Origin of the sequence: Nocardioides turkmenicus (genome assembly GCF_011045035.1) — a bacterium.
In the GTDB taxonomy this organism is placed as follows: Bacteria; Actinomycetota; Actinomycetes; order Propionibacteriales; family Nocardioidaceae; genus Nocardioides; species Nocardioides turkmenicus.
The window spans coordinates 15,344-41,070 of the sequence record NZ_JAALAA010000014.1 but is presented as its reverse complement, the minus strand read 5'-3'; the positions used below and the strand labels follow the sequence as shown (position 1 = coordinate 41,070).

At 70.5% G+C, this 25,727-nt stretch carries 28 protein-coding genes and 1 riboswitch; of the genes, 14 read left to right on the top strand and 14 right to left on the bottom strand.

Annotated features, from left to right (window positions below):
• Window positions 1-3: 3 nt before the first annotated feature.
• Both G5C66_RS16725 and G5C66_RS16720 read right to left on the bottom strand, forming a co-directional pair.
• The gene (locus G5C66_RS16725) at window positions 4-633 is read right to left on the bottom strand and encodes an L-threonylcarbamoyladenylate synthase (protein ID WP_165112102.1); all 630 of its coding nucleotides are present in this window, start codon (window positions 631-633) and stop codon (window positions 4-6) included.
• Between the two features lie 33 nt (window positions 634-666).
• Window positions 667-1,665 (bottom strand): 4-hydroxy-3-methylbut-2-enyl diphosphate reductase, encoded by a 999-nt coding sequence (locus tag G5C66_RS16720; RefSeq protein WP_165112101.1) that lies wholly within the window; start codon window positions 1,663-1,665, stop codon window positions 667-669.
• A 65-nt stretch (window positions 1,666-1,730) separates the two neighbouring features.
• Here G5C66_RS16720 and xseA point away from each other — a divergent pair, with 65 nt between their 5' ends.
• Both xseA and G5C66_RS16710 read left to right on the top strand, forming a co-directional pair.
• The gene (gene xseA / locus G5C66_RS16715; protein ID WP_165112100.1) at window positions 1,731-2,963 is read left to right on the top strand and encodes an exodeoxyribonuclease VII large subunit; all 1,233 of its coding nucleotides are present in this window, start codon (window positions 1,731-1,733) and stop codon (window positions 2,961-2,963) included.
• Window positions 2,956-3,159 (top strand): exodeoxyribonuclease VII small subunit, encoded by a 204-nt coding sequence (locus G5C66_RS16710; RefSeq protein WP_165112099.1) that lies wholly within the window; start codon window positions 2,956-2,958, stop codon window positions 3,157-3,159. Before xseA ends, G5C66_RS16710 begins: the two co-directional genes overlap by 8 nt.
• A gap of 136 nt (window positions 3,160-3,295) precedes the next feature.
• On the opposite strand, the gene G5C66_RS16705 is transcribed toward G5C66_RS16710, so the two are convergent.
• Window positions 3,296-3,916 (bottom strand): DUF4245 family protein, encoded by a 621-nt coding sequence (locus G5C66_RS16705; RefSeq protein WP_165112098.1) that lies wholly within the window; start codon window positions 3,914-3,916, stop codon window positions 3,296-3,298.
• A 107-nt stretch (window positions 3,917-4,023) separates the two neighbouring features.
• On the opposite strand from G5C66_RS16705, the gene G5C66_RS16700 reads away from it, so the two are divergent.
• The 8 genes from G5C66_RS16700 (at window position 4,024) to G5C66_RS16665 (ending at window position 10,576) form a co-directional block, all read left to right on the top strand.
• Window positions 4,024-4,413: a TOBE domain-containing protein gene (locus G5C66_RS16700; protein ID WP_165112097.1), complete on the top strand. Its 390-nt coding sequence runs from the start codon at window positions 4,024-4,026 to the stop codon at window positions 4,411-4,413.
• Window positions 4,410-5,165 carry a molybdate ABC transporter substrate-binding protein gene (modA, locus tag G5C66_RS16695; protein WP_165112096.1) on the top strand — a complete coding sequence of 252 codons (756 nt, stop codon included), beginning with the start codon at window positions 4,410-4,412 and terminating at the stop codon, window positions 5,163-5,165. Before G5C66_RS16700 ends, modA begins: the two co-directional genes overlap by 4 nt.
• A gap of 58 nt (window positions 5,166-5,223) precedes the next feature.
• Complete coding sequence (locus G5C66_RS16690) at window positions 5,224-5,985, top strand: ABC transporter permease (protein WP_165112205.1); 762 nt, start codon at window positions 5,224-5,226, stop codon at window positions 5,983-5,985.
• Between the two features lie 79 nt (window positions 5,986-6,064).
• Entirely contained in the window at window positions 6,065-6,763 is a 699-nt protein-coding gene (locus tag G5C66_RS16685) for an ATP-binding cassette domain-containing protein (protein WP_165112095.1), read from the top strand.
• Window positions 6,764-6,806: 43 nt separating this feature from the next.
• Entirely contained in the window at window positions 6,807-7,826 is a 1,020-nt protein-coding gene (gene glpX / locus G5C66_RS16680) for a class II fructose-bisphosphatase (RefSeq protein ID WP_165112094.1), read from the top strand.
• Window positions 7,827-7,971: 145 nt separating this feature from the next.
• Entirely contained in the window at window positions 7,972-8,895 is a 924-nt protein-coding gene (locus G5C66_RS16675) for an alpha/beta fold hydrolase (protein ID WP_165112093.1), read from the top strand.
• 4 nt (window positions 8,896-8,899) lie between these two features.
• Window positions 8,900-9,565: a TetR/AcrR family transcriptional regulator gene (locus G5C66_RS16670; protein WP_165112092.1), complete on the top strand. Its 666-nt coding sequence runs from the start codon at window positions 8,900-8,902 to the stop codon at window positions 9,563-9,565.
• A 33-nt stretch (window positions 9,566-9,598) separates the two neighbouring features.
• Entirely contained in the window at window positions 9,599-10,576 is a 978-nt protein-coding gene (locus tag G5C66_RS16665; RefSeq protein ID WP_165112091.1) for a cytochrome c oxidase assembly protein, read from the top strand.
• Between the two features lie 12 nt (window positions 10,577-10,588).
• On the opposite strand, the gene G5C66_RS16660 is transcribed toward G5C66_RS16665, so the two are convergent.
• On the bottom strand, window positions 10,589-11,659 hold the full coding sequence (locus G5C66_RS16660; RefSeq protein WP_165112090.1) for an ABC transporter ATP-binding protein: 1,071 nt from the start codon (window positions 11,657-11,659) through the stop codon (window positions 10,589-10,591).
• A 242-nt stretch (window positions 11,660-11,901) separates the two neighbouring features.
• On the opposite strand from G5C66_RS16660, the gene eat reads away from it, so the two are divergent.
• The 3 genes from eat to eutC are packed head-to-tail and all read left to right on the top strand — an operon-like array spanning window position 11,902 to window position 15,553.
• A complete protein-coding gene (eat, locus tag G5C66_RS16655) occupies window positions 11,902-13,341 on the top strand; it encodes an ethanolamine permease (RefSeq protein WP_165112089.1) in 1,440 nt (479 codons plus the stop codon).
• On the top strand, window positions 13,338-14,753 hold the full coding sequence (locus G5C66_RS16650) for an ethanolamine ammonia-lyase subunit EutB (protein WP_165112088.1): 1,416 nt from the start codon (window positions 13,338-13,340) through the stop codon (window positions 14,751-14,753). Before eat ends, G5C66_RS16650 begins: the two co-directional genes overlap by 4 nt.
• Window positions 14,750-15,553 (top strand): ethanolamine ammonia-lyase subunit EutC, encoded by an 804-nt coding sequence (gene eutC, locus G5C66_RS16645; protein WP_165112087.1) that lies wholly within the window; start codon window positions 14,750-14,752, stop codon window positions 15,551-15,553. The genes G5C66_RS16650 and eutC overlap by 4 nt, the downstream gene beginning before the upstream one ends.
• Here eutC and G5C66_RS16640 read toward each other — a convergent pair.
• From G5C66_RS16640 to G5C66_RS16630, 3 genes are all read right to left on the bottom strand, one after another.
• Entirely contained in the window at window positions 15,501-17,222 is a 1,722-nt protein-coding gene (locus G5C66_RS16640; protein ID WP_165112086.1) for a sulfatase-like hydrolase/transferase, read from the bottom strand. The genes eutC and G5C66_RS16640 overlap by 53 nt on opposite strands.
• A 120-nt stretch (window positions 17,223-17,342) precedes the next feature.
• Complete coding sequence (locus G5C66_RS16635) at window positions 17,343-18,038, bottom strand: DUF1707 SHOCT-like domain-containing protein (RefSeq protein ID WP_165112085.1); 696 nt, start codon at window positions 18,036-18,038, stop codon at window positions 17,343-17,345.
• Between the two features lie 69 nt (window positions 18,039-18,107).
• Window positions 18,108-18,773 (bottom strand): DUF1707 SHOCT-like domain-containing protein, encoded by a 666-nt coding sequence (locus G5C66_RS16630; RefSeq protein ID WP_165112084.1) that lies wholly within the window; start codon window positions 18,771-18,773, stop codon window positions 18,108-18,110.
• Window positions 18,774-18,910: 137 nt separating this feature from the next.
• On the opposite strand from G5C66_RS16630, the gene G5C66_RS16625 reads away from it, so the two are divergent.
• Entirely contained in the window at window positions 18,911-19,822 is a 912-nt protein-coding gene (locus G5C66_RS16625) for an NAD(P)-dependent oxidoreductase (protein ID WP_165112083.1), read from the top strand.
• 8 nt (window positions 19,823-19,830) lie between these two features.
• Here the strand turns inward: G5C66_RS16625 and thiC are convergent, their stop codons facing one another.
• The 7 genes from thiC to thiE form a co-directional block, all read right to left on the bottom strand.
• Window positions 19,831-21,516 (bottom strand): phosphomethylpyrimidine synthase ThiC, encoded by a 1,686-nt coding sequence (thiC, locus tag G5C66_RS16620; protein ID WP_165112082.1) that lies wholly within the window; start codon window positions 21,514-21,516, stop codon window positions 19,831-19,833.
• A complete protein-coding gene (thiD, locus tag G5C66_RS16615; protein ID WP_165112081.1) occupies window positions 21,513-22,295 on the bottom strand; it encodes a bifunctional hydroxymethylpyrimidine kinase/phosphomethylpyrimidine kinase in 783 nt (260 codons plus the stop codon). Before thiD ends, thiC begins: the two co-directional genes overlap by 4 nt.
• Window positions 22,292-22,924: a thiamine phosphate synthase gene (locus G5C66_RS16610; RefSeq protein WP_165112080.1), complete on the bottom strand. Its 633-nt coding sequence runs from the start codon at window positions 22,922-22,924 to the stop codon at window positions 22,292-22,294. Before G5C66_RS16610 ends, thiD begins: the two co-directional genes overlap by 4 nt.
• Window positions 22,921-23,685: a thiazole synthase gene (locus G5C66_RS16605; protein WP_165112079.1), complete on the bottom strand. Its 765-nt coding sequence runs from the start codon at window positions 23,683-23,685 to the stop codon at window positions 22,921-22,923. The genes G5C66_RS16610 and G5C66_RS16605 overlap by 4 nt, the downstream gene beginning before the upstream one ends.
• The gene (gene thiS, locus G5C66_RS16600; RefSeq protein WP_165112078.1) at window positions 23,682-23,882 is read right to left on the bottom strand and encodes a sulfur carrier protein ThiS; all 201 of its coding nucleotides are present in this window, start codon (window positions 23,880-23,882) and stop codon (window positions 23,682-23,684) included. The genes G5C66_RS16605 and thiS overlap by 4 nt, the downstream gene beginning before the upstream one ends.
• Window positions 23,879-24,997, bottom strand: coding sequence for a glycine oxidase ThiO (thiO, locus tag G5C66_RS16595; RefSeq protein ID WP_165112077.1), 1,119 nt, complete (start codon window positions 24,995-24,997; stop codon window positions 23,879-23,881). Before thiO ends, thiS begins: the two co-directional genes overlap by 4 nt.
• Window positions 24,997-25,608 (bottom strand): thiamine phosphate synthase, encoded by a 612-nt coding sequence (thiE, locus tag G5C66_RS16590; RefSeq protein ID WP_165112076.1) that lies wholly within the window; start codon window positions 25,606-25,608, stop codon window positions 24,997-24,999. Before thiE ends, thiO begins: the two co-directional genes overlap by 1 nt.
• Window positions 25,602-25,711: riboswitch (TPP riboswitch) on the bottom strand. It overlaps the preceding gene by 7 nt.
• Window positions 25,712-25,727 lie beyond the last annotated feature (16 nt).

Below are 25,727 nucleotides of genomic sequence, written 5' to 3'. Positions count from 1 at the left end.
TCCTCAGTCCATGGCCAGGAAGCCGGAGACGTCGCCGGCACCCTCGCGGATGACCTCGGGCTGACCGTCGGACCAGTCGACCACCGTGGTCGGCTCCGCCGGGGTCTCGCCCGCCTCGATCACGATGTCGACCTGGTGGTCGAGCGCCTCCTTGACGTTCCAGCCGAAGACCTCCGGCTCGGTCTCACCGGGCAGGATCAGCGTCGAGGACAGCAACGGCTCACCGAGCTCCTCGAGCAGCGCCTGCACGACGGCGTGCTCTGGGATGCGTACGCCGACCGTCTTCTTCTTCGGGTGCATCAGCCGTCGCGGCACCTCAGGGGTGGCCGGGAGGATGAACGTGTAAGGCCCCGGCGTCGCGTGCTTGATCGCCCGGAACGCGCTGTTGTCGACGTGGACCATCGTGCCGAGCTGGGCGAAGTCCTTGCAGATAAGCGTGAAGTGGTGGCGGTCGTCGAGACCACGGATCCGCAGGATCCGGTCGCGGCCGTCCTTGTTGCCGATCCGAGAGCCGAGCGCGTAGCCGGAGTCGGTGGGGTATGCGATCAGCTGGTCGTCGCGCAGGGCATCGACGACCTGGCTGATCAGACGGGGCTGCGGGTTGTCAGGGTGTACGTCGAGAAATCGGGCCACCCCTCGACCCTAACGCCCACGGGCGGGATGGGATCAACCCTTTGCCGCGGCCGCCTTCAAGTCCTTGCGCAGCTCCTTGGGCAGCGCGAAGATCAGCGACTCCTCGGCGCTCTTGTGGGCCTTGGCGTCGGGGAAGCCACGTTCCTTGAGGAACTCGACGACACCCTCGACCAGCTTCTCGGGCACACTGGCACCGGAGGTGACCGAGACGCTGCGTACGCCGTCGAGCCAGGACTCGTCGATCTCGCTGGCGTCGTCGACACGGTAGGCCGCCTTCGCGCCGGCCTCGAGAGCGACCTCGACCAGGCGGACCGAGTTGGAGGAGTTGCCGGAGCCGACGACGATGACCAGGTCGCTGGTCGCGCCGATCTCCTTGACCGCCTGCTGGCGGTTCTGGGTGGCGTAGCAGATGTCGTCGCTGGGCGGGTCGAGCAGCTCGGGGAACTTCTCCCGGAGCGCGGCGACGGTCTCCATGGTCTCGTCGACCGAGAGAGTGGTCTGAGAGAGCCAGACGACCTTGGACGGGTCGGGGACCTCGATGCCGGGTACGTCGTCGGGACCCTCGACGAGCGTGGTCGCCTCCGGCGCCTCGCCCATGGTGCCCTCGACCTCCTCGTGACCGGCGTGGCCGATCAGCAAGATGCTGTAGCCCTCGCGCGCGAACCGCTTGGCCTCGAGGTGGACCTTGGTGACCAGCGGGCAGGTCGCGTCGATCGTCTTCAGCTCACGCACCGCGGCATCGGCGTGGACCGCCGGCGAGACGCCGTGGGCGGAGAAGACGACGGTCGCGCCCGAGGGGACCTCGTCGAGCTCGTTGACGAAGACCGCCCCGCGGTTGCGGAGGTCGTCGACGACGTGCTTGTTGTGCACGATCTCCTTGCGCACGTAGACCGGTGCGCCGTAGAGGTCCAGAGCCTCTTCCACGGTGATCACGGCCCGGTCCACCCCCGCGCAGTAGCCGCGCGGCTCGGCGAGGAGGACGGCCTTCTCGTCGTCGGTGATCAGGCGTGGGGTGCCGAGGTCGATGCTCATGGCTTCAGTCTAGAGACCGTGGCGTGACAGCTCTAATGTCGGTGGGCCGCTCTAGGGTTGGCGACATGGCCCTGGACACCTCCCCCGAGTCGCCCGCTCCGGTGCGGCAGATCGCGAACGCGATCGGCGGCTGGATCGACAGGCTCGGTGCGGTCTGGGTCGAGGGGCAGGTGGCGCAGCTGAGCCGGCGGCCGGGGATGCAGACGGTCTTCCTGACGTTGCGCGACTCGGTGGCCGACATCTCGGTGCCGGTGACGTGCACCCGGTTCCTGCTCGACAGCCTCAACCCGCCGTTGGTCGAGGGCGCGTCGGTGATCATCCACGCGAAGCCGTCCTACTACGCCAACCGCGGCACCCTTTCGCTGCAGGCCCGTGACATCCGTCCGGTCGGGCTCGGCGAGCTGCTCGCCCGGCTCGAGCAGCGGCGACAGCTGCTGGCCGCCGAGGGACTCTTCGCGGCCGAGCTCAAGCGACCGCTCCCCTTCCTGCCGACCAAGGTCGGCCTGGTCACCGCGGCCAACTCCGCGGCCGAGCGCGACGTGCTCGAGAACGCGCGGCGACGGTGGCCGCAGGTGCGGTTCGAGGTGGCGTACGCGGCGATGCAGGGGTCGCGCAGCGCGGCCGACGTCGTCGAGAAACTGCAACGGCTCGACCGCGATCCCGAGGTGGACGTCATCGTCGTCGCCCGCGGCGGTGGGTCCGTCGAAGACCTGCTGCCGTTCTCCGACGAGCACCTGATCCGGGCCGTGCACGCCGCGCGCACCCCGGTCGTCTCCGCGATCGGCCACGAGCCCGACTCACCGCTGCTGGACCTGGCTGCGGACGTACGGGCCTCGACACCGACCGATGCCGCCAAGCTGGTCGTGCCCGACGTCGTCGAGGAGCAGCGGATCGTCGCCACCGGACGCGACCGGCTGCGTGGCGGGATCGCCGCGCTGCTCCACCGCGAGCAGACGCTGCTCGACGCGCTGCGCTCCCGCCCGGTGCTGGCCGACCCGCGCTCCCTGATCGACGCCCGGCGCGACGAGGTCACCTCGCTGCGCGATCGTGCCCGTCGCACCGTCGGGCACGCCCTCGACCGGGCGGCCGACGACATCGGCCACCATCGCGCGCGTGCCCGCGCGCTCTCACCGCTGGAGACCCTGCGGCGGGGCTACGCCGTCGCCCAGGACGCCGACGGGCACGTGCTCACCAGCGTCGCCGACGCCGCCGAGGGCGCGGCCGTCAGCATCCGCCTCGCCGACGGCCGCCTGTCCGCAACCATCACCAAGACCGAGAAAGACCCCGCCGATGACTGACGATGCCGACAAGAACCTCTCCTACGAGCAGGCCCGCGAAGAGCTGGTCGAGGTCGTCCGCAAGCTCGAGGCCGGCGGCATCACCCTCGAGGAGTCGCTGGCCCTGTGGGAGCGCGGCGAGAAGCTGGCAACCCTGTGCCAGGAGTGGCTCGACGGCGCCCGGAAGAAGATCGACGCCGCGATCGGCGAAGACTGACCCTTCCGCTGGTCGAGCCGCGAGCGCCAGCGAGCGTGCCGAGACCAACACAGTCCCGTCAAGCGCCGATGGGCTGTGTTGGTCTCGACACGCCTCCGCCTAGCGGCTCCGGCGGCTCGACCAGCGGCGAGCCGCTCTACTTCAGGGGCTCGGTGGTGAGGAGCGCGAGGTAGTCGCGTACGTCGCCGTCCTTGGGACCCCAGAGCATCAGGGTCTGGCCGTCGACCTCGGCGGAGTAGGCGTTGTCGCCGTCGGAGTCGGTCCACTCGGTCCAGGTGGTGGCGACATCGGTCGGGATGCTGACCTCGTCGCCCTTCTTCGCCTGAGTGTCGACGTTCTTCTGGGCCAGCGCCTGCGCCGAGCGGGCGGAGAGCTCCAGGCCGACGTAGGAGGTCTCGCCCTTGACGAACGACATGGTCCAGGCCGGCTCCTCGCCGCCCTTGTAGGACGGGTCGGTGTTGGCGTACCAGCCCGAGGGCAGCTCCCGCGGGTAGACGACGTCGAGGTCGGCGGCCTGGGCGCTGCGTACGGCCTCGGACCAGTCGGCCTTGTAGGTCTCGTTGGCGCCGCTGACCTCGCGCTCGAGGTTGCCGCGCCACTGCACGATCAGCACGATCGGGACGACGAGGGCGAGCAGGAAGATCATCGACCCGATGAGAGCACCGAACGTACGCGGGTAGCTGCGCGCCGGGACCTCCGGCTGCTCGCTCGTCGGCTGATTCGACGGCTGGGCGGGCTGCTGATCGGTGTGGCTCACGTCCTCCATGGTCCCACTCGATCGCGAACGCCGCGAAACCTGGAGCAGTTGTTCCGCAGATGAGGATATTCGACGCACGATTGCTCCGCAGATGCGATACTCCTCCGGTGACCTCCTACCGCATCGCCGACGCCGCCGAACTCCTCGGCGTGAGCGACGACACCGTTCGCCGCTGGGTCGACGCGGGACGGATCGAGGCGACCACCGAGAACGGCCGCGCCGTCATCGACGGCATCGTCCTGGCCGAGCTGGCCTCGGAGCTCGCCGATGCCCCCGACCCCGACCGGGCGAAGGCGGTCAGCGCCCGCAACCGGATGCTCGGGATCGTCACCAAGACCACCTTGGACACCGTGATGGCCCAGGTGGAGATGGTGTGCGGGCCCTACCGGATCGTCTCGCTGATGAGCGCCGAGGCGGCCATCGAGCTCGGCCTCGAGCCCGGCGTCAGCGCGGTCGCGTCCATCAAGTCGACCAACGTCGTCGTGGAGCGCCCATGATCAAGCACCCTGTCATCGCTGTCGGTATCGCCGTCGCAGTCACCCTCGCGCTCGCCGGCTGCGGCAGCGCGAGCGGACAGGGCGACGAGCAGGAGCTGACCGTCTTCGCGGCCGCCTCGCTGACCGACACATTCACCCGGCTGGCCGAGGAGTTCGAGAAGGACCATCCCGGGGTGAAGGTGACCACCAGCTTCGGCGGCTCCTCGGACCTGGTCGCCCAGATCGAGGACGGCGCCCCGGCCGACGTGTTCGCCTCGGCCGACACCAAGAACATGGACAAGCTCGGCGACCTGGCGACCGACCCGCAGGACTTCGCCTCCAACACCCTGGAGATCGCCACCCCGCCGGGGAACCCGGCGAAGATCACCGGCTTCCAGGACCTCGCCGAGGACGGCACCAAGGTCGTGGTCTGCGCGGCCGAGGTCCCGTGCGGCAGCGCGACCGCCGAGATGGAGACCAAGACCGGCGTCGACATCGAGCCCGTCAGCGAGGAGCAGTCGGTCAGCGACGTACTCGCCAAGGTCACCTCCGGTGACGCCGACGCCGGGCTGGTCTACGTCACCGACGTGGCCGCCGCCGGCGACACCGTGACGGGCGTCGAGTTCGAGGAGGCCGACCAGGTCGTCAACACCTACCCGATCAGCGCCCTCGAGGGTGCCGACGAGACCGACCTGGCCCAGGAGTTCGTCGACCTGGTGCTGAGCGAGACCGGGCAGAAGGTGCTGAGCGATGCCGGCTTCGGCCAGCCCTGATCTTCTCGGGAGGTCCGGACGGACGGACCGGCAGCGGGGGGCCGGTCCGTCCGTCGGGATGCCGCGCTGGCTGTGGTTCCCGGCGGCGATCGCCGCGGCGTTCATCATCGTCCCGCTGGCCGCGATCGTGCTCCGCGTCGATCCGGCGACCCTCCCCTCGCTGATCACCTCGCCGTCGGCGCTGGAGGCGCTCTGGCTGAGCCTGCGCACCGCGGTCGCCAGCACCGCGCTGTGCGTGCTGCTCGGCGTACCCCTCTCCACGGTGCTCGCCCGCACCAGCTTCCGGGGCCAGGGGCTGGTGCGCTCGCTGGTGCTGCTGCCGCTCGTGCTGCCGCCGGTCGTCAGCGGGCTCGCGCTGCTCTACACCTTCGGCCGCCGCGGGCTGCTGGGGCAGTCGCTGGACGTGGTCGGCATCCAGATCCCGTTCACCACCCTCGCCGTGGTGATGGCGCAGACGTTCGTCGCGCTGCCGTTCCTGGTGATCAGCCTCGAGGGGGCGCTGCGCACCAGCGGCACCCGCTACGAGGCGGTCGCGGCCACGCTCGGTGCCCGCCCCACCACCGTCTTCCGCCGCGTCACCCTCCCGCTGGTCGCGCCGGGCCTGCTCTCCGGCTCCGTCCTCGCCTTCGCCCGTTGCCTGGGCGAGTTCGGCGCCACGATCACCTTCGCCGGCAACCTCCCCGGCGTCACCAGCACGATGCCGCTGCAGGTCTACCTGCTCCGCGTCGACGACCCCGACGCCGCGGTCGCGCTCTCACTGGTGCTGGTCGTCGTCGCGATCGCGGTGATCGGCTTCGCCCGTCACGGGAGGGCCCTGTGAGCGAGCGCAAGCGAGCGAACCATCAGATCCACACGCCGCCATCTCCGTACGATGGCGCTTGCGCTACGGAGGTGGCGGCGTGAGCTCGCTGCACCTGCGCGCCGTGATCGCCCAGCGCGGCATCGACGTCACCCTCGACGTGGCCGCCGGCGAGACGGTCGCGCTCACCGGCCCCAACGGCGCCGGCAAGTCGAGCCTGCTGGGGGTGATCGCCGGTCTCCTCCGTCCCGACGCAGGAGAGGTACGCCTCGGCTACCGCATCATCGACACCACTCCCCCGCACGCCCGCGGGGTCGCGCTCCTGGCCCAGGACCCGCTTCTGTTCCCGCACATGTCGGTGCTGGCCAACGTCGCCTTCGCCCCTCGCGCTCGAGGCGTACGCCGCCACCGGGCCCACGAGCTCGCCACCCGCTACCTCGCCGAGGTCGGCGCCGAGGAGCTCGCCGGCCGCAGGCCCACGCAGATCTCCGGCGGTCAGGCCCAGCGGGTCGCGGTGGCCCGGGCGCTCGCCGCCGACCCGGAGCTGCTCCTGCTCGACGAGCCGATGGCCTCGCTCGACGTCGACGTGCGCCCCGCGCTGCGGCAGACGCTGCGTACCGCTCTCGAGGGCAGGACCGCCATCATCGTCACCCACGACGCCGCCGACGCCCGAGCGCTCGCCGACCGGGTGGTGGTGGTCGAGCACGGTCGCATCGTCGAGGACGGGCCCACCGAACAGGTGCTGAACGACCCGCAGTCAGGTTTTGCTGTGAGGCTTGTCTCTGGATCGATCAAGTGACACCGGGGTCGCGCCACCCGACGTGGCGGATAGATTGATCCCCATGAACGACACCCAGCCGCTCGGCGTCGCCCCCACCGCCCCTGACCGCAACCTGGCCCTGGAGCTGGTGCGCGTGACCGAGGCAGCGGCGATGGCCGCAGCCCGCTGGGTGGGTCGTGGCGACAAGAACGGCGCCGACGGTGTCGCGGTCAACGCGATGCGCACGATGATCTCCACGGTCGCCATGAACGGCACGGTCGTGATCGGCGAGGGCGAGAAGGACAACGCCCCGATGCTCTTCAACGGCGAGCAGGTCGGCGACGGCACCGGCCCCGAGTGCGACGTCGCGGTCGACCCGATCGACGGCACCACTCTGACGGCCAAGGGCATGAGCAACGCGGTCGCGGTGATGGCGGTCGCCCCGCGCGGCAGCATGTACGACCCCAGCGCCGTCTTCTACATGGAGAAGCTCGTCACCGGTCCCGAGGCCGCCGATGTCGTCGACATCCGGCTGCCGGTCGCCGAGAACATCGCCGCCGTGGCGAAGGCCAAGGCCACCACGCCCTCCGACATCACCGTGATCGTGCTCGACCGCCCGCGCCACGACAAGCTGGTCGAGGAGATCCGCGAGACCGGCGCCAGGATCAAGTTCATCGTCGACGGCGACGTCGCCGGGGCGATCTCGGCCGCCCGCGCCGGCTCCGGCGCCGACCTGCTGATGGGCATCGGTGGCACCCCCGAGGGCATCGTCGCCGCCTGCGCGATGAAGGCGCTGGGCGGCACCATCCAGGGCCGGCTGTGGCCGAAGGACGACGAGGAGCGCCAGCGCGCCCTCGACGCCGGTCACAATCTCGACCCCGACTTCGTGCTCCACACCGACGACCTGGTGACCGGCGACGACTGCTTCTTCGTCGCCACCGGCATCACCGACGGCGACCTGATGCGCGGCGTGCAGTACCTCCCCCACGGCGCCGTCGTCACCGACTCCCTGGTGATGCGCAGCCGCTCGGGCACCATCCGGAAGGTCACCTCCGAGCACCAGCTCGCCAAGCTCAAGGCCTACAGCGCGATCGATTTCTGAGTCCGAGCCTGGCCCGGCGCTTGCGCCCGGGCCAACGCGAGGAGATCGAGCGAGCCCCGTGCCGGCGAGCTGGCGAGCCGGCACGACGGGCGGGTCGAGATCCACGCGGCCGGAGACATCTGGCCCCGTCCCGTAAAATCTCGGCATGACCACCGCCGCCGGGCCGACCGAGTCCACCGCCTTCCTCCCCGGAGGAGTCGAGCTTGCGTACGACACGTTCGGCGATCCCGGCGCTGACCCGCTCCTGCTGATCATGGGGCTCGGCGGCCCGCTGACCTGGTGGGACGTCCGGCTGTGCGAGCAGCTGACGCAGGCGGGGTTCTACGTGATCCGCTACGACAACCGCGACATCGGACGCTCCTCGCCTCACCCGAGCGACGAGCGGATCACCCTCGCCAGGCTGGCGCGGGCGTTCGTGGGGTTGCCGACCCCGTCCCCGTACGCTCTGACCGACCTCGCCGACGACGCGGCCGCGCTGCTGACCCATCTCGGCATCGAGTCCGCCCACGTGTGGGGCGTGTCGATGGGCGGGATGATCGCCCAGACCCTCGCCATCCGCCACCCCGAGCGGGTGCGCTCGGTGTGCTCGACGATGTCCACCACCGGCCGTCGGGGCGTCGGCTTCCAGCACCCGACCCTGCTGCCTGCGCTGGTCATCAAGAAGCCCGGGCTGGAGGGATACATCGAGCGCCAGATCAAGGGCGGCCTCCAGATCGGCTCGCCCGCCTACCCGGAGCCCGAGCACGAGGTACGCCAGCGGGCGATCGACACCTGGAACCGCGGCGTCGACGCAGCCGCCGTCGCGCGCCAGATGCTCGCCATCCTGACCCAGCCCGACCGCACCGAGGACCTCGGGCGGCTGAAGGTCCCGTTCAGCGTGATCCACGGCCTGACCGACAAGATGGTCCACGTCTCCGGTGGCCGGGCCACCGCCGCGGCCGTCCCCGGCTCCGAGCTCACCCTGATCAAGGGCATGGGCCACGATCTTCCGCAGGGCCTGTGGCCGACCTTCATCAAGATCGTGCGCCGCACCGCCGACCGAGCCGCCGACCGCACCGTCACGGCCTAGACGGATGCACACCACGGTCCCCGGGGACGAGCCGGGGTCGCTGCTCGCCAGGGCACTCGCGGACGTCGCCGAGCCCATCGAGGACGAGGCGGTGACCGCGAAGCTCCTCGATGCCGCAGCGGAGCAGTTCCGCCAGATCGGCATCAAGCGCACCACCATGGAGGAGGTCGCGAAGCGGGCCGGGGTCGCCCGGATCACGGTCTACCGCCGCTTCGCCAACAAGGACGCCCTGGTCGAGCAGGTCGTACGCCGCGAGTTCCGGCGCTACTTCGACCAGTTCGTGCTCGACATCGCCGACGCGGCTGACGCCGCCGAGCGGGTCGAGATCGGCTTCGCCAGCGCGATGCGGGCGATCCGCGGCAACCCGCTCGTCGGCGGTCTCCTCGCCGTCGAGACCGACTCGCTGGTGCACTCGATCGTCGGCGACGGCGGCCGCACCGTGGCCACGGTCGCGCGCTTCGTCGCGGGGCAGCTGCGGCGCGAGCAGCGGGCCGGCAACGTACCTGCCGATATCGAGGTCGACCTCGTCGCCGAGCTGATGGTCCGCACCTCGACCTCTTTCCTCGTCACGCCGAGCGAGGTCGTCGACATCGACGACGAGGCGCAGCTGCGCGCGCTCGCCCGGCTGTTCCTGGTGCCGCTGATCAAGCCCGCCGGCCGCCTGGAATAACCTCCGGCCGCGCCCCGGAGATACCGTGAGACCATGCACGACCACGGCTCCCTGCCCGCGCTCGGCTGGTCCGAGTTCTTCACCACCTGGAGTCTCCAGCCCGGCTGGCTGCTCGCCGTGGTCATCCTCGGCGCGGGATACCTCACGCTCCGCAACGCCGCCGGCGCGGCGTCGACCGTCAGGGGATGGCGGGTCGCGTCGTTCCTGACCGGGCTCGGCCTGACGTACGTCGTGGTCGCCTCGGCCATCAACGGCTACGCGATGGCGCTGGCCTGGATGCACATGGTGCTCCACCTGACCCTGATCATGGTCGTGCCCACCCTCCTGGTGCTCGGGCATCCGCTCACCGTCATCGCGGAGACCGGTCCGCGGGCCGAACGAGCGATGCGCTCGCTCCCGGTCACCCTCCTGGTCCACCCGGTCACCGGCACGCTGCTCTACGCGCTGGTCATCATCGGCACCCACCTGTCCGGGTTCATGGACTCGATGGCGCAGAGCACGCCGCTGATGGTCGGCGAGCAGGTCGCCTACATCGTCGCCGGCTTCCTCTTCCTCACCGGCACGATCGGCGAAGAGAAGGTGCGTCCCGACCTGCCCTACCTGGGCCGGATCTCACTCCTAGTGCTCGGAATGGTGCCCGACACCATCGTCGGGATCGTCATGCTGCAGACCGAGCGCGACCTCTACCCGGTCTACTCCGGCGCCCGACCTGAGTGGGCGCTCGACGCGGTGCGCGACATCCAGACCGCCGGCGGCCTGATGTGGGCCGCGGGCGACGCCGGGATGATGTTCCTCGCCATCGGCCTGGTCATCGCCGTGGTCGCCTCACCCGAGCGCCGGGCCAAGATGACCGGCCGCTTCCTCGACGGTGTACGCAGCGCGCGGCTCGCCGAGGAGAGCGCCCGAGGTACGACGGAGGGCCCCGCCGAGCCGGGATCCGTGGATCCCGACAGCGACGAGGCCCTCGATGCCTACAACGCGATGCTGGCCAGAATGAACCAGCAGCACTGACTCACCTCGTCGTCAGTTGACCCGCGCCTCGGTGTTGGTGTCGAAGACGTGGACGTCCTCGGGGTCGGTGGTGACGTAGATGGTGTCGCCCTTGCTGACCTGGTCCTTGGAGGAGACCCGGACGATCAGGGTGGACGGGACGCCCTCGACGTCGCTGGTGCCGTAGACGTAGGAGTCGGAGCCGAGCTCCTCGACGACGGTCACCTGGACCGGCAGACCGCCCTGGCCCTCGCCGATGACCCGGAAGCTCTCCGGGCGCACGCCGACGGTGATCTCCTTGGGCAGGTCGTGGCCGCTGATCGGCACGACGTACTCGCCGATCTTGGCGCCGCCATCGGCCGTGGTGGCCTTGATGAGGTTCATCTGCGGCGAGCCGATGAAGCCGGCGACGAAGAGGTTGACCGGCTTGCGGTAGAGGTTGAGCGGGGTGTCGACCTGCTGCAGCACGCCGTTGCTCATCACCGCGACGCGGTCGCCCATCGTCATGGCCTCGACCTGGTCGTGGGTGACGTAGACGGTGGTGATGCCGAGCTCGGCCTGGAGCTTGGCGATGTCGGTGCGGGTCTGCACGCGCATCTTGGCGTCGAGGTTGGACAGCGGCTCGTCCATGCAGAAGACCTGCGGCTGGCGGACGATCGCACGGCCCATGGCAACGCGCTGGCGCTGACCACCGGAGAGCGCCTTCGGCTTGCGGTCGAGGTAGTCGGTCAGACCCAGGGTCTTGGCCGCCTCGGCGACGAGCTTGTCACGCTCGGCCTTCGGGACCTTCGCCATCTTCAGCGAGAACGCCATGTTCTCGGCGACGCTCATGTGCGGGTAGAGCGCGTAGTTCTGGAAGACCATCGCGATGTCGCGGTCCTTGGGGGCGACGTTGGTGACGTCGCGGTCGCCGATCTTGATGGCGCCCGAGTTGACCTCCTCCAGCCCGGCGAGCATGCGCAGGGTCGTGGTCTTACCGCATCCGGACGGGCCGACGAGCACCATGAACTCGCCGTCCTTGATCTCGAGGTCGATGCCCTTGACGGCGGGCTCCGCGGCGCCCGCGTACCAACGCTGCGCCTTCTCGAACGTAACTGTTGCCATGATTCCGTTGTCTCCTTCACCGGCAGGTACGTGCCGGACGATCCGTTGTGAAGTGACCGGGGCCACATTTGCCCCGGCTGGGACACCATAGCCGATCGATCCCTAACGTGCAGCAGGTGTAACCCCGCGAGCACGACGGGAAACCGCTCGGAAACAGTTGATTCATAGCCTCACCGGTGACCGGTCCCGAGGCTGCGTGCCGCCTCCGGATCCACCCCCAGCGCACGTGGTAGGAGTCAGCAATGTCAGCAAGCGACCCGTCAGGAGCGCACGCGCAAGGCGTCGACGAGCATCTGGAGTCGGCGGCCTATCTGCAGAGGCGCCAGCTGAGGTCGGGCAGCGCCGGGTGGCTGCTCCTGGCCGGTCTCGGCGTCGGCTACGTGATATCCGGCGACTACTCCGGATGGAACTTCGGCCTCGAGCAGGGTGGCTTCGGCGGCCTGGCGATCGCGGCCGTCGTGATCGCCGCCATGTACCTGGCCCTGGTCCTCGGGATGGCAGAGCTGTCCTCGGCGCTCCCGGCCGCAGGCGGCGGTTACACCTTCGCCCGCCGGGCCCTGGGCGCCTGGGGCGGCTTCGCCACGGGAACGGCGATCCTCATCGAGTACTCGATCGCCCCGGCTGCCATCGCGACCTTCATCGGCGCCTACGTCGAGTCCCTCGGCCTGTTCGGCATCACCAACGGGTGGTGGGTGTACCTCGCGGCGTACGCCCTGTTCATCGGGGTCCACCTGGCCGGTGTGGGCGAGGCGCTGAAGGTGATGTTCGTGATCACCGCCGTCGCCCTCGTCGGCCTGGTGGTGTTCGCGGTCGCGGCCGTCCCTCACTTCGACCTGGCCAACCTGACCGACATCGCGTCGACCGACGCCGTCGGCGCCTCGGCGTTCCTGCCTCACGGATACCTCGGCATCTGGGCTGCCATCCCGTTCGCCATCTGGTTCTTCCTCGCCGTCGAGGGGGTGCCGCTGGCCGCCGAGGAGACCGCGGACCCGGAGCGCAACGTGCCGCGGGGCATCATCGCGGCGATCGGGGTGCTGCTCGTGACCTGCGTGGTGGTGCTGGTGCTGACCACCGGAGCCGGTGGCGCCGAGCAGATGTCGGACTCCGGAAACCCGCTGGTCGAGGCGCTCGGCGACGGCACCGCGGCCACGCTGGTCAACTACATCGGCCTGGCAGGCCTGATCGCGAGCTTCTTCTCGATCATCTACGCCTACTCGCGCCAGCTGTTCGCGCTCTCTCGCGCCGGCTACCTGCCCACCGTCCTCTCGGTGACCAACTCGCGCAAGGCTCCGACGCTGGCGCTCGTCATCCCTGGCATCATCGGCTTCGTGCTGTCACTGACCGGACAGGGAGCGCTGCTGCTCAACATGGCCGTCTTCGGAGCCGCGCTGAGCTACGTCCTCATGATGGTCAGCCACATCGTGCTGCGGGTGCGCGAGCCGAACATGCCACGGCCGTACCGCACCCCAGGCGGCGCGATCACCACCGGCTTCGCGCTGGTCGTCGCCGTGATGGCCGTCATCGCCACGTTCCTGGTGGACCCTGTCGCCGCGGGTTGGTGCCTGATCGTCTTCGCCGGCTTCATGCTCTACTTCGCCGTCTACAGCCGGCACCACCTGGTGGCCAACTCGCCCGACGAGGAGTTCGCCGTGCTCGCCCAGGCCGAGAGCGACCTGACGTGATCCACCGCCAGCAGGTCTCCGGTGTGACGTACGCCTTCGACGGGCTCGTCGAGGTGATGGCCAAGGCGACCCCGCTTCGCTCCGGTGACCAGCTGGCCGGCTGTGCCGCCGAGAGCGACGGCGAACGTGCGGCTGCCGGCTGGGTGCTCGCCGATCTGCCGCTGGAGGTCTTCCTCAACGAGGAGATCGTCCCGTACGACACCGACGAGGTCACCCGGCTGATCATCGACGGCCACGACCGCAGCGCGTTCTCGGCGATCTCGCACCTGACGGTCGGCGGGCTGCGCGACTGGCTGATGGAGATGGCCGCGCACGATCACGGTGCCGAGCACCTGGCCGCCGTCGCGCCGGGGCTGACCCCCGAGATGGTGGCCGCGGTCAGCAAGATCATGCGCAACCAGGACCTGATCGCGGTGTCGGCCGCCGTGCAGGTGACGACGGCGTTCCGGACCACCATCGGCACCCACGGAACCCTGGCCACGCGGCTGCAGCCCAACCATCCCACCGACGACCCTCGCGGCATCGCGGCCGCGGTGCTCGACGGGCTGCTGCTCGGGTGCGGAGACGCGGTGATCGGGATCAACCCGGCCACCGACTCACCCCAGGCCACGGCCGACCTGCTCCACCTGCTCGACGCGATCCGCACCCGCTACGACATCCCGGCCCAGTCCTGCGTGCTCTCCCACATCACCACCACCCTCGGGCTGGTGGAGGCGGGGGCTCCGGTGGATCTGGTGTTCCAGTCCATCGCCGGCACCGAAGGAGCCAACGCCGCGTTCGGGGTGAACCTGCAGCTGCTGCGCGAGGGCAACGAGGCGGTACGCAGCCTCGGGCGCGGCACGGTCGGCGACAACGTCATGTACCTGGAGACCGGGCAGGGCTCCGCACTGAGCTCGGGGACACATCTGGGTGTCGGCGGAGCGCCGGTGGACCAGCAGACCCTGGAGACCCGCGCCTATGCCGTGGCCCGCGACCTGCGTCCCCTGCTGGTCAACACGGTCGTCGGGTTCATCGGCCCGGAGTACCTCTACGACGGCAAGCAGATCATCCGAGCCGGCCTGGAGGACCACTTCTGCGGCAAGCTGCTCGGTCTGCCGATGGGCGTGGACGTCTGCTACACCAACCATGCCGAGGCCGACCAGAACGACATGGACAGCCTGCTGACGCTGCTCGCTGCGGCGCGGGTGCCGTTCGTCATCGCCGTTCCCGGGGCCGACGACGTCATGCTCGGCTACCAGAGCCTGTCGTTCCACGATGTGCTGACCACCCGTCGCACGCTCGGTCTGCGACCGGCCCCCGAGTTCGACGCCTGGCTGCGCAGGGTGGGGATCGTCGACGACGCCGGCAGGCTCACCCCCTTCGACCCGACGACCTCACCGCTACGCTCGCTGGCCTCGGCGGTGGCGCCATGACCTCGAACAGCCCGGTGGGCCAGGACTTCTGGGACGAGCTGCGCAGAACCACCCAGGCCAGGATCGGGCTGGGCCGGACCGGCACCGCGCTGCCCACCAGGCGAGTGCTCGAGCTCGCCGGCGCACACGCAGCCGCGCGCGATGCCGTCCACATCCCGCTGGACGTCGAACGGCTGGCCGCGCAGGTCCGCGAGATCGGGATCGGCGAACCGGTGCTGGCCACCAGCCGCGCCTCATCGCGCGATGAGTACCTGCGCCGGCCCGACCTCGGACGGCAGCCGGCGCCCGGCACCGACATCCCGGAGTCCGGCGCCGACATCGGCCTCGTCCTCGCCGACGGGCTCTCCCCGACGGCGCTCGACCGCCACGGGGCCGCGCTGCTCGCCGAGCTGGTGAGCTGGCTGCGCGACCGGTACACGCTGGCGCCGCCCATCATTGCGACACAGGCTCGGGTGGGTCTGGGCGACCATCTCGGCGCGGCAGCCCGGGTGCGCACGTTGCTCGTGATCATCGGAGAACGGCCCGGCCTGAGCGTCTCCGACAGTCTGGGCATCTATCTGACGCACCTGCCCCGGCCTGGACGCACGGACGCCGACCGCAACTGCATCTCCAACATCCACCCGCCCGACGGGCTCGGGTACGCCCGGGCGGCCCAGGTGGCGGCGGGCCTCGTCGAAGGCGCCCGCGCGCTGGGCCGCTCGGGGGTCGACCTGAAGGACAGGTCCCGAACCGAGGCGCTCGGCCCGCCTAGCGGGTCAGAGCCCGGCATACAGCCGGGGCACAGCCCTCGTAGGCGTTGAGCCGGCGCATCAGGTCACGGGCGTATGGCTTCGCGTGGTCCTCGGCGAAGACGTTGCGGTCCTCCCACGGCCGGTCGTAGCGGTAGAGCTCGTAGGCGTAGTCGGTGCCCTTCCACGACTTGTCCAGGTCGAACCGCACCAGCAGCCCGCGCGAGCCACGCACCGCGATGTAGGACGGGATGATGTCGATGGTGCCGCCCGAGCCGCTGTCGAGGTCGACCTCGCCGGGGTGGGACTTGGCGTAGGTGTGCTCGAAGAAGGCGTATCTCCCGCCCGGCAGCCGCGGCCGGCTGAGGGTCTCCGCGAACGAGCTCCCGGAGACGTACGCCGGGGTCGGGGCGCCCGCGATGTCGAGGAAGGTCGGCGCCAGGTCGATGTTGTTCACGAACTGGCTGCGCTTGCCGGGCACCACGTCGGGGCCGACGACGACCAGCGGGACCCGGGTGTCGGAGTCGTACGGTGCGCCCTTGCCGCCGTTGAGCTGGTGCTGGCCGAGGTGGAAGCCGTTGTCCGAGGTCAGCACGATGTAGGTGTCGTCGCCGGCTGCCTCGCGGACCTGGGTGATCATCCGGTCGATCGACTGCACCATCCGGGCACGGTCGCGGTACTGGCTCAGCGCGGTCTCGTCGCTCAGCGAGACCTTGTTGGTGCGCCAGGCAGGAGCCTGGGACGTACGTCCGGCGCGGTCGAGGTAGGTGGGCGCGTTGTCCCAGCGGTCGTCGCCGTAGCCGGGCAAGTCCTTCAGGGTCAGGTCGGCGCACGCGACGCGGCCACAGTTGCCGCCCGCGGGGTCGCCGGCGGGCGCCTGGTCCGCGAAGGCGGGCGGGAACCAGGTGTCCAGGCCCGGGTAGTGGTGACCGAGCCGGGAGTGGGGACCGTAGGCGGCGATCTCGAGGAAGTAGGGGTTCTCGTCGTCGCGGTGCTCGTTGATGAAGTCGAGGGCGTAGTCGCGGGTGACGTTGGTGGCGTACGCCGCGTCCTTGCGCTGCACGGTGGCGTTCTGCGCGGGGCGCGGGTGGTTGCGCAGCCGCACCGCGCCGTTGCCGTCGAGGAAGGTGCTCTGGAAGCCCCAGCCGCCGTAGGCCCCGCCGAGGAGCGCGTTCCAGGAATCCCAGCCGGGCACCTTGGGCGGCGGGACCCGCGTGCCGTCGGAGCCGATGGTGGCCTCGTAGGCGTTGATGTACTTCCCGACGAACCCGGTCGTGTAGCCCGCCTCCTGCAGGCCGATGCTGAACTGCTTCTCGACGTTGCCGTAGCGCTGGAACGCCGACCAGCCGCCGACCGGGTGCTCCGGGTCGTTCTGGGTGTTGGTGAGCACCTTGGTGTGGTGGGGCGTCTGCCCGGTCAGCAGCGCCGCGCGCGAGGGGCAGCACAGCGAGTCGATGACGAAGGCGTTCTGGTAGGTCGCACCCTCAGCCGCCATCCGGGTCGCCTCCGGCATGGTGCGGAGCAACTCCAGGGAGAAGTCGTCCATCAGGATGAGGATCATGTTGGGGCGCTCGTCGGTCGTGGCGGCCAGCTCCGCCGCTTCCTTGACCGGCGCGGCCGACGGGCCAGCCGCGGCGGAGCCGGCGGCGAGCGTCTTCGGACCGATGACGAGGAGCCCGGCGGCGAGCGCCGCGGCCGCCACGATCGCGGCACTCAGCAGTAGGCTCCACTTCGGCTTCATCCCGAGTCTCCTTTGTCTACTATGTAACTACACAATAGCGTGTTCAGGTGAGGTTAGTGCCTGATTTCCAGGCACGACAAAATCGGTCCGCGGAGCGGACCTTCCCCCGAGATGTGTTGCTCAGTGCATGCCGTGCGGCGGGAGCTCGTGCGGCGGCGGCAGCCGCAGCTGCCTGGGACCCTTGGCCCCCTTGAGCGGCTTGCGGATGACGGTCACGCCACCCATCAGCGCCAGGCCCTTCACCCGCAGCACCGGACCACCGGTCGGCTCGATCCCGCGTGGACCGACGTAGCCGCCCATGATGCCGACGCCCTGCATCACGACCTGGACGTCAGGGCCGACGGTGATGTTGACCCCACCCATGATCGCGTTGGCGTAGATCACGGTCTCCTGCGCCGAGAACTGCGCCTGCCGCATGTCGAGCTCGGCACCGCCCATCAGCGCGATCACGTTGCCGGTCGCCGGCACCGTCCAGACACCGCGCCGGTCGACGCCGCTCATGATGGCGACGTAGAGCTGGCTCTCGATCGGCTTGTCCGCGAAGACCGCGGGGCTGCTCCCGGCGTCGGGCTTCGCTACCGGCACCGGCGGCGCGGGAGTGCCCGCTGCCGGAAGGTCGACCGTGATCGGGATCAGGTCGGCGTACGTCTTGGCCTTGAAGGTCGCCTCGAGGCGGTCGTCGAGCTCGTCGATCTCCAGGCGGCCCTCGCCTGCGGCCTCGCGCAGGATGTCGGCCACCTTGTGGCGGTCGGCATCGCTGATCCGGAGATTCGGATCAGGAAACTGGTCGCGAAATGGCTCGGGGGTCGTTCCCATGGGGCGAATGCTAGTGGGGGCTTCGGGCGTGCGCCTCACTAATCCCCCCGATGGCATTCACCCCGCGGGCTACTCCAAGCCGAGGTGCTGCTTCAGCGTGCGCTTGGGACCCCGTGGACCCCGGCGCTTGACCGTGACATCGCCCAGCACCGCGATGCCGCGCACCCGCACCACGGGCGAGTCGGCGGAGAGCACCTCCGGCACCTTCGCGGAGGGCTCCTTGAAGTCGCCGAGCACGCCGTTGCCCTCCACGATCACGTGGACGTGCGGCGGCACGGTGACCTTGACGCTGCCCAGCACCGAGGTCGCGTGGATGACCACCTCGCGGGCGGAGTAGTGCGCCTCGCGCAGGTCGATGTTGGCGTCGCCCAGCACGGCGTTGACCGAGAGATGCTGCGGGACCATCCACACGCCCTTGCGCTCGACGTTGCTCAGGAACGCGCTGGCGCTGTCGGACTCGTCGCCCCGGCCGTAGACGACCGGGACGGCGGCAGCGGGCGCGGCCGGGGCCACCCGCGGTTGCCCCGCGACCGGGAGGTCCTGCGTGATCGGCTCGAGGTCGGCGTACGTCTTGGCCTTGTAGGTCTCCTCGAGCCGCTCCTCGAGCTCGTCGATGTCCAGGCGGCCCTCCCCCGCTGCCTCGCGCAGGATGTCGGCCACCGCGTGGCGGTCGGCGTCACTGACGCGGAGGTCGGCACGGCGCGGCTGGCCGGGGTGCGGTTCGGGGAGGCCCATGGCCCTTGATGCTATCGACGCAGGCGGCATCCGTCTCTCAGGTTCAACCCTGAGTCTTTACTCAGGATCGCACTTACCTGAAGGTGCGTACCCCAGTAAATAGTGGGTACTCCCCACGGCCGACGCAGTCCTCCAGCATGGATGACGTGACTGAATCCACTGATCGATCCGACCGAGACTCCATCCGCACGACCGACTTCACGATGCTCGGCACCGGGGCGATGGGTAGCGCCCTGGCGGCCGCGCTGCTCGACGCCGGCCGTTCCGTGACCGTCTGGAACCGCACCCCCGGCCGCGCCACCGACCTGGTCGCGCGCGGCGCGCGCGCCGCCGACTCTGTCCGCAAGGCGGTGCTGGCGAGCCCGGTCGTCGTCGCCTGCCTGCTCAAGCACGCCTCGGTCGAGGAGACCCTCGGCCCGGTCGCCGCCGACCTCCGGGGTCGCACCCTCCTCAACGTCACGACCACGTCCCCGAATGAGTCGCGCCAGCTCGCCGCGTGGGCCGCCGAGCACGGTGTCGACTACCTCGACGGCGCCATCATGGCCGTGCCGGCGATGATCGGATCCCGCGCGGGGCAGATCTTCTACAGCGGCTCGCGGGCCGCGTACGACTCCCTCCTGCCGACCCTCGAGGTCTGGGCCACCAGCGAGTTCCACGGCGAGGACGCCGGCCGGGCGTCGCTGGTGGACCTGGCGATGCTGTCGGGGATGTACCAGATGTTCACGGGCTTCTTCCACGGCGCGGCGATGGTCGCCTCGATGGGGATGAGCGCCGCCGACTTCGCCGCCCGGCAGGCGCCCTTCCTGGCCGCCATGACCGAGGGGCTCGACGGCTACGCGAAGGTCATCGACGGTGGTGACTACACCGTCCCGGGCCAGCAGAGCCTGGACTTCTCCGACCTCACCCACATCGTGCGCGCCAGCGAGGAGGAGGGGGTCGACCCCTCCCCCATCGCCGGCGTCCAGGCGCTGATCAGCGGACAGATCGCCGCAGGGCACGGCTCGGAGGGACTCGCCAGGATCTACGAGAGCCTGCGGTCGGACGCGTAGCCGGGTGCTCAGTCGGCGAGCGGGAGGTAGACGCGACCTCCCGCCGCCGCGAACTCCTTCGACTTCTCCATCATCCCGGCCTCGATCTCCTCGGGGGTCGCCCCGTCGTTGCCGAACCGGTCGCGTACGTCCTGGCTGATCTTCATCGAGCAGAACTTCGGGCCGCACATCGAGCAGAAGTGGGCGGTCTTGGCGTTCTCGGCCGGCAGGGTCTCGTCGTGGAAGCTCTCCGCGGTGACCGGGTCCAGGGAGAGGGCGAACTGGTCGCGCCAGCGGAACTCGAAGCGCGCCTTGGAGAGCGCGTCGTCGTGGTCGCGTGCTCCGGGGTGGCCCTTGGCGATGTCGGCGGCGTGCGCGGCGAGCTTGTAGGTGATCACGCCGGTCTTCACGTCGTCCTTGTCCGGCAGGCCGAGGTGCTCCTTCGGGGTGACGTAGCAGAGCATCGCGGTGCCGTGCATCGCGATCGTGGCCGCGCCGATCGCGCTGGTGATGTGGTCGTAGCCCGGCGCGATGTCGGTCGCGAGCGGGCCCAGCGTGTAGAACGGCGCGCCGTGGCACCACTCCTGCTGGAGACGTACGTTCTCCTCGACGAGGTTGAGCGGGACGTGGCCGGGGCCCTCGACCATGACCTGGACGTCGTGCTCCCAGGCTCGTTCGGTCAGCTCGGCGAGGGTGCGCAGCTCGGAGAGCTGGGCCTCGTCGTTGGCGTCGGCGGTGCTGCCCGGGCGGAGGCCGTCACCGAGGGAGAAGGCGACGTCGTACTGCTTGAAGATCTCGCAGAGCTCGTCGTAGTGGGTGTAGAGGAAGTTCTCCTGGTGGTGCGCGAGGCACCAGCCGGCCATGATCGAGCCGCCCCGGCTGACGATGCCGGTGACCCGGTTGGCGGTCAGCGGGACGTAGCGGAGCAGGACCCCGGCGTGGATCGTCATGTAGTCGACGCCCTGCTCGGCCTGCTCGATGACGGTGTCGCGGAAGACCTCCCAGGTCAGCTTGTCGGCCTCGCCATTGACCTTCTCCAGCGCCTGGTAGATCGGGACGGTGCCGATCGGGACGGGGCTGTTGCGCAGGATCCACTCCCGGGTGGTGTGGATGTCGTCGCCGGTGCTCAGGTCCATCACGGTGTCGGCACCCCAGGTGATCGCGTGGGTGAGCTTGTCGACCTCCTCGGCGATGCTGCTGGTCACCGCTGAGTTGCCGATGTTGGCGTTGACCTTCACCAGGAACCGCTTGCCGATGATCATCGGCTCGGACTCGGGGTGGTTGACGTTGTTGGGGATGATCGCGCGGCCCGCCGCCACCTCCTCGCGGACCAGCTCGGGGTCGCAGTTCTCCCGCACTGCGGCGTAGGCCATCTCCTTGGTGATGATGCCCTTGCGTGCGTAGTGCATCTGGGTGATGTTGGTGCCTCTGCGCGGCTGGCGGCGCTCGCCCTGCCACTCCTGGCGGGCCGCGCCGCGGCGTACGGCTGCCTTGCCGTTGTCCAGCAGCTCGGTCCGGCGACCCTCGTAGGTCTCGGTGTCGCCTCGCTCCTCGATCCACTCCTCGCGGCGCGGCGGGAGGCCCTGCTCCGGCTGCGATCCGGGGCCTTCGGTGCAGTAACGGTCGAAGGTCTCGCCGTTGGTCAGCGCGACCCGGGTCACCGGGACCTTCAGGTCGCCGAGCTCGAGGCGGGTGTGGGCGGGGTGGACGGTCATCGTGTTCCTCCGGATGTGTGGGCGATCGGCCCTCGGCTGCGGCCGAGGGTCCAGGTCTTGCTGATGGCGAGCTGTCGGGTGACGTACGCAGCGGCCTGCTCCGCCGCCTCCCGCAGCGGTGCGCCGTGGGCGAGGTGAGCGGCGAGGGCGGAGCTGTAGGTGCAGCCGGTGCCGTGGTCGTTGGTCGTGGGGATGGCGGGGTGTCGGAGGGGTATCGGGGCGCGTCCCGGCTCGGCGAGCCAGTCCGTGCACTCCCCGGTGGCCGCGGGGTCGCCGCCGGTGACGATCACGGCCGGCTTCAGCCCGGCCAGCTCCTCCGCCAGCTCTCGAGGTGACCCGTCCCGACCGGTCAGGGCCCGGGCCTCGGCGAGGTTGGGGGTGACGACGGTGGCGACCGGGAGGAGATGGTCGAGGTAGGCGCGGCGTACGTCCTCTCCGCCGAGGACGGCACCGGAGGTCGCGACGAGGACGGGGTCGACGACGAGCAGGCGGCCGGCGCAGAGGCGGGCGACGAGCTCGACCGTCTCTGCGCTGCCGAGCATGCCGGTCTTCACCGCCGCGACGGGAAGGTCGTCGAAGACGGCGTGGAGCTGTGCCTCGACGGTGGCGAGCGGGATGGCATGGATGTCGCTGACCCCGGTCGTGTCCTGGGCGGTGACGGCGGTGATCACGCAGGCGCCGTGGACCCCGAGCGCGGCGAAGGTGGCCAGGTCGGCCGCCGTACCCGCTGCTCCGCCGGAGTCGGTGCCCGCGATCGTGAGGGCGACCGGCGGGTTCACGTGGTCACCGCCGGGGCGAGGAGGGCGGCGAGGAGATCACGTACGACCTGTGCCGGCTCGTCGGCACGCATCACCGCGCCCATCACCGCGACCCCGTGAGCCCCGGCCGCCACCGCCTCGGCAGCGTTGTCCGGGGTGATCCCGCCCAGGGCGTACGTCGGGAGCGGCAGGTCCGCGAACGCATCCGGCCCCAGCGGCGGCCCGTACCCGGGCTTGGAGTCGGTCAGCGCATAGGGGCTCAGCATCGCGTAGTCGAACCCGTCCTCGGCGGCTCGGGCCACGTCGGCGGGGCTGTGGCAGCTGCGGCCGAGCTGTAACACGCTGTTCGTCGGACTATCCGGTCGTTCTGAACGGGCGGGAAGCCCACCGAACGACGTGTTACAGCTCGCGGAGGCGGGCAGGTTCAGGCCGACCGCACCGGGCAGCGGGGTGTGGGCGGCGATGACGTCGAGGCCCCGGGCCATGAGCAGCTCGGCCAGTCTGGCTCGATGCTCCAGGGGCTCGTCGAGCTCGCGGAGTACGACGTGGGTCAGGCCGGCCTCGGCGCAGGCTGCGATCGTGGCGAGCAGGCTGCGGCCGAGCGGCAGCTGGGAACGGTCGGTGAGCACCAGCAGTCGCGGCAGACTCATGCGATCCGGCCTTCCATCGGTGACGAGGCGCGGGCGACGGCCTGGCGCGGGATCCGGCCGGCGCCGCGGGCGGTGTGGCCGGCCTCGACCGCGAGCCGCAGTGCACGGGCCATCGCGACCGGGTCGTCAGCACGCGTCACCGCGGTGGCGGCAAGGACGGCGGAGCAGCCGAGCTCCATCGCCAGGGCTGCGTCCGAGGCGGTGCCGACGCCGGCATCTAGCACCACCGGCACGTCGACCGCAGCCACGATGGCTTCGATGGCGTGAGGGTTGAGGATGCCGAGCCCCGACCCGATGGGCGAGCCGAGCGGCATCACCGCCGCACAGCCGGCGTCCTCGAGCCGGCGGGCGAGGACGGGGTCGTCGGTGGCGTACGGAAGGACCGTGAAGCCCTTGCGCACCAGCTGCTCGGCGGCCTCGACGAGCTCGACGGCGTCGGGCATCAGCGAGGTCTCGTCGCCGATCACCTCGAGCTTGACCCAGTCGGTCTCCAGCGCCTCGCGAGCGAGCTGGGCGGTCAGCACCGCCTCCCGTGCCGAGAGGCAGCCGGCCGTGTTGGGCAGGATCGGCACCTTCGCGGCGCGCAGTGTCTCGAGCAGCCCGCCGGCCGCCGTCGAGGACGTACGCCGCATCGACACCGTCACCATCCCGGGCTCGGCCGCAGCGATGACGTCCGGGAGCAGCGCCAGGTTGGGCAGGCCGCCGGTGCCGAGGAGGAGGCGCGAGGACAGCTCACGCCCGGCGATCTTGAACACGCTCATCCGCCCTGCACCGCCGTCACGATCTCGACGACGTCGCCGTCCTGGAGCGAGCGTTCCGCCCAGTCGTCGCGAGGAACGATCTCCTCGGCGACGGCGACCGCGACACCACTCGGCCGCCGGTCGCCGGTCCTGGCCTCGAGCAGATCGGCGACGGTGCCACCGACCTCCATCGGCTCGCCGTTCACGGTGATCCTCATCCGTCCTCCTTCATCCGGAACCGGCGCGGGTCGACCGCGGGCTCCACCGTTCCTGTCTCGATGTGATCGGCGACCAGCCGCGCGATGAGCGGCGCGAGCAGGACCCCGTTGCGATAGGCGCCCGCGGCGAGCAGAACCCCCGACTCCTGGGTCGGACCGACCAGCGGGAGGTTGTCGGCGGTGCCGGGGCGATCCCGTGAGGTCACCTCCACCACGCTGGCCCGGTCGAGGCCTGGCACCACCCGGCGGGCGGAGTCGAGCAGCCGCCACACGCCCTCGACCGTCGGCAGCAGCGGGCCGTCGCGCTCCTCGGAGGTCGCCCCGATGACGACCTCGTCGCTGTCCGTCCGCGGCACCACGTACACCTGCTCGCCGTGCACCCAGGCGCGCACCGTCCGCTCCACCCGCTCCGGCGTCCGCAGGCGCACCACGTCGCCGCGTACCGGGCGGATGAGGGAGGAGTACTGAGCTGGGAGGTTCGCACCCGTGGCGATGACGGTCGCGTCGACGGCTGTGTTGGTCTCGACACCGGCTCGCTGGCGCTCGCCGGGCTCGACCAGCGGCGAACCGGCGGCTCGACCAGCGGTTGCGTCGGTCGAGCCGACGTCGTGAGGAACGAACGACGTCGTGTCGAGACCAACACGGTCGCCGACACGCGCGAGCAGCGCCGCGACTACGGCACGCGGATCGACGGAGTGGTCGTCGGCGAGGAAGGCGCCGCCGGCGACCCGGCCGAGCCCGGGTTCGTAGCCCAGCAGGTCTCGACGCCCCAACCGTTCGTAGGAGACCCCGGCGAGATCGAGCACCGCGAGCTGCCGCTCGACCTGCTGGACGTCCCCGGCGTCGACACCGGCCAGCAGCGTCCCGCGGGTGTGCACGGACACCCCGAGCCGCGACGCAAAATCGGGCCAGAGCGCGAGCGACGACAGGCACAGGCGGGTGAGATCCTCCTCGCCGTGCCAGGCCTCGCCGGCCGGGCTGAGCATGCCGGCCGCGGCGTACGAGGCCCCCGAGCCCGGCGCCGGATCGACCACCGCGACGTCATGGCCCCGACGGATCAGCTCGTCGGCGACGGACAGTCCGACGATCCCGGCTCCGAGGACGCGCACCCGCATCACGCCACCGCCGTCACGAGCTCCTTCGCGGCCTGGACCGGATCGGGTTGTCGCCAGAGCCCGCCGATCACGGCGACCCCGTGGGCGCCGGCAGCGCGCACGGGCCCGGCGGACTCGGCCGAGATACCGCCGATCGCGATCAGCGGCAGCACGCCGGCGGCATCGGTGATGGCGGAGACGCCCAGCGGGTCGGGAAGTCCGGCCTTGGACGACGTGGCGAAGACCGGCCCGAAGCCGGCGTAGTCGGCGCCCGCGGCCGCAGCCGCCTCGACCGCGGCGCGGTCCCGGCAGGTCGCGCCGATGACCAGCCCGGGCGTGACCGCGTCGGCGATCCGCCGGGCCTCGGCCAGCGGCAGGTCGGAGGCGCCGAGATGGACGCCGTGCGCACCGGCGGCGAGCGCCACGTCGAGCCGGTCGTCGACGACGACACACGCCTCGTACGCAGCGACCAGCTCGATCACGCTCGCGGTGAGCACGACCAGCTCACGTGTGGTCGCGGCCTTGTCGCGTACTTGGAAGCCGTCGACCCCTGCCGCGGCGAGCGCGGGCAGGAGCGTCAGGTCGTCGGTCGTGGAGACGAGGCAGAAGAGCCTCGGGAGGGCAGACAGCACGTCAGGTCACTTCCTTCGCCGGCATGATCCGGATCAGGTATTACGGTCGGAGCGGCTCCAGCTCCCTCTCAGCCCGCTGCCGCGGACTCCCGTGTGGGTTTGGGTCTCGATCACTGTAA

Excerpts from the sequence above, each read along its gene's own strand:
- G5C66_RS16720 (WP_165112101.1), bottom strand. The coding sequence starts at position 1,665 with ATGAGCATCGACCTCGGCACCCCACGCCTGATCACCGACGACGAGAAG.
- xseA (WP_165112100.1), top strand. The coding sequence starts at position 1,731 with ATGGCCCTGGACACCTCCCCCGAGTCGCCCGCTCCGGTGCGGCAGATC.
- G5C66_RS16710 (WP_165112099.1), top strand. The coding sequence starts at position 2,956 with ATGACTGACGATGCCGACAAGAACCTCTCCTACGAGCAGGCCCGCGAA.
- modA (WP_165112096.1), top strand. The coding sequence starts at position 4,410 with ATGATCAAGCACCCTGTCATCGCTGTCGGTATCGCCGTCGCAGTCACC.
- G5C66_RS16690 (WP_165112205.1), top strand. The coding sequence starts at position 5,224 with ATGCCGCGCTGGCTGTGGTTCCCGGCGGCGATCGCCGCGGCGTTCATC.
- glpX (WP_165112094.1), top strand. The coding sequence starts at position 6,807 with ATGAACGACACCCAGCCGCTCGGCGTCGCCCCCACCGCCCCTGACCGC.
- G5C66_RS16675 (WP_165112093.1), top strand. The coding sequence starts at position 7,972 with ATGACCACCGCCGCCGGGCCGACCGAGTCCACCGCCTTCCTCCCCGGA.
- G5C66_RS16670 (WP_165112092.1), top strand. The coding sequence starts at position 8,900 with ATGCACACCACGGTCCCCGGGGACGAGCCGGGGTCGCTGCTCGCCAGG.
- G5C66_RS16665 (WP_165112091.1), top strand. The coding sequence starts at position 9,599 with ATGCACGACCACGGCTCCCTGCCCGCGCTCGGCTGGTCCGAGTTCTTC.
- G5C66_RS16660 (WP_165112090.1), bottom strand. The coding sequence starts at position 11,659 with ATGGCAACAGTTACGTTCGAGAAGGCGCAGCGTTGGTACGCGGGCGCC.
- eat (WP_165112089.1), top strand. The coding sequence starts at position 11,902 with ATGTCAGCAAGCGACCCGTCAGGAGCGCACGCGCAAGGCGTCGACGAG.
- eutC (WP_165112087.1), top strand. The coding sequence starts at position 14,750 with ATGACCTCGAACAGCCCGGTGGGCCAGGACTTCTGGGACGAGCTGCGC.
- G5C66_RS16640 (WP_165112086.1), bottom strand. The coding sequence starts at position 17,222 with ATGAAGCCGAAGTGGAGCCTACTGCTGAGTGCCGCGATCGTGGCGGCC.
- G5C66_RS16635 (WP_165112085.1), bottom strand. The coding sequence starts at position 18,038 with ATGGGAACGACCCCCGAGCCATTTCGCGACCAGTTTCCTGATCCGAAT.
- G5C66_RS16630 (WP_165112084.1), bottom strand. The coding sequence starts at position 18,773 with ATGGGCCTCCCCGAACCGCACCCCGGCCAGCCGCGCCGTGCCGACCTC.
- G5C66_RS16625 (WP_165112083.1), top strand. The coding sequence starts at position 18,911 with ATGGATGACGTGACTGAATCCACTGATCGATCCGACCGAGACTCCATC.
- thiC (WP_165112082.1), bottom strand. The coding sequence starts at position 21,516 with ATGACCGTCCACCCCGCCCACACCCGCCTCGAGCTCGGCGACCTGAAG.
- G5C66_RS16610 (WP_165112080.1), bottom strand. The coding sequence starts at position 22,924 with ATGAGTCTGCCGCGACTGCTGGTGCTCACCGACCGTTCCCAGCTGCCG.
- G5C66_RS16605 (WP_165112079.1), bottom strand. The coding sequence starts at position 23,685 with ATGAGCGTGTTCAAGATCGCCGGGCGTGAGCTGTCCTCGCGCCTCCTC.
- thiS (WP_165112078.1), bottom strand. The coding sequence starts at position 23,882 with ATGAGGATCACCGTGAACGGCGAGCCGATGGAGGTCGGTGGCACCGTC.
- thiO (WP_165112077.1), bottom strand. The coding sequence starts at position 24,997 with ATGCGGGTGCGCGTCCTCGGAGCCGGGATCGTCGGACTGTCCGTCGCC.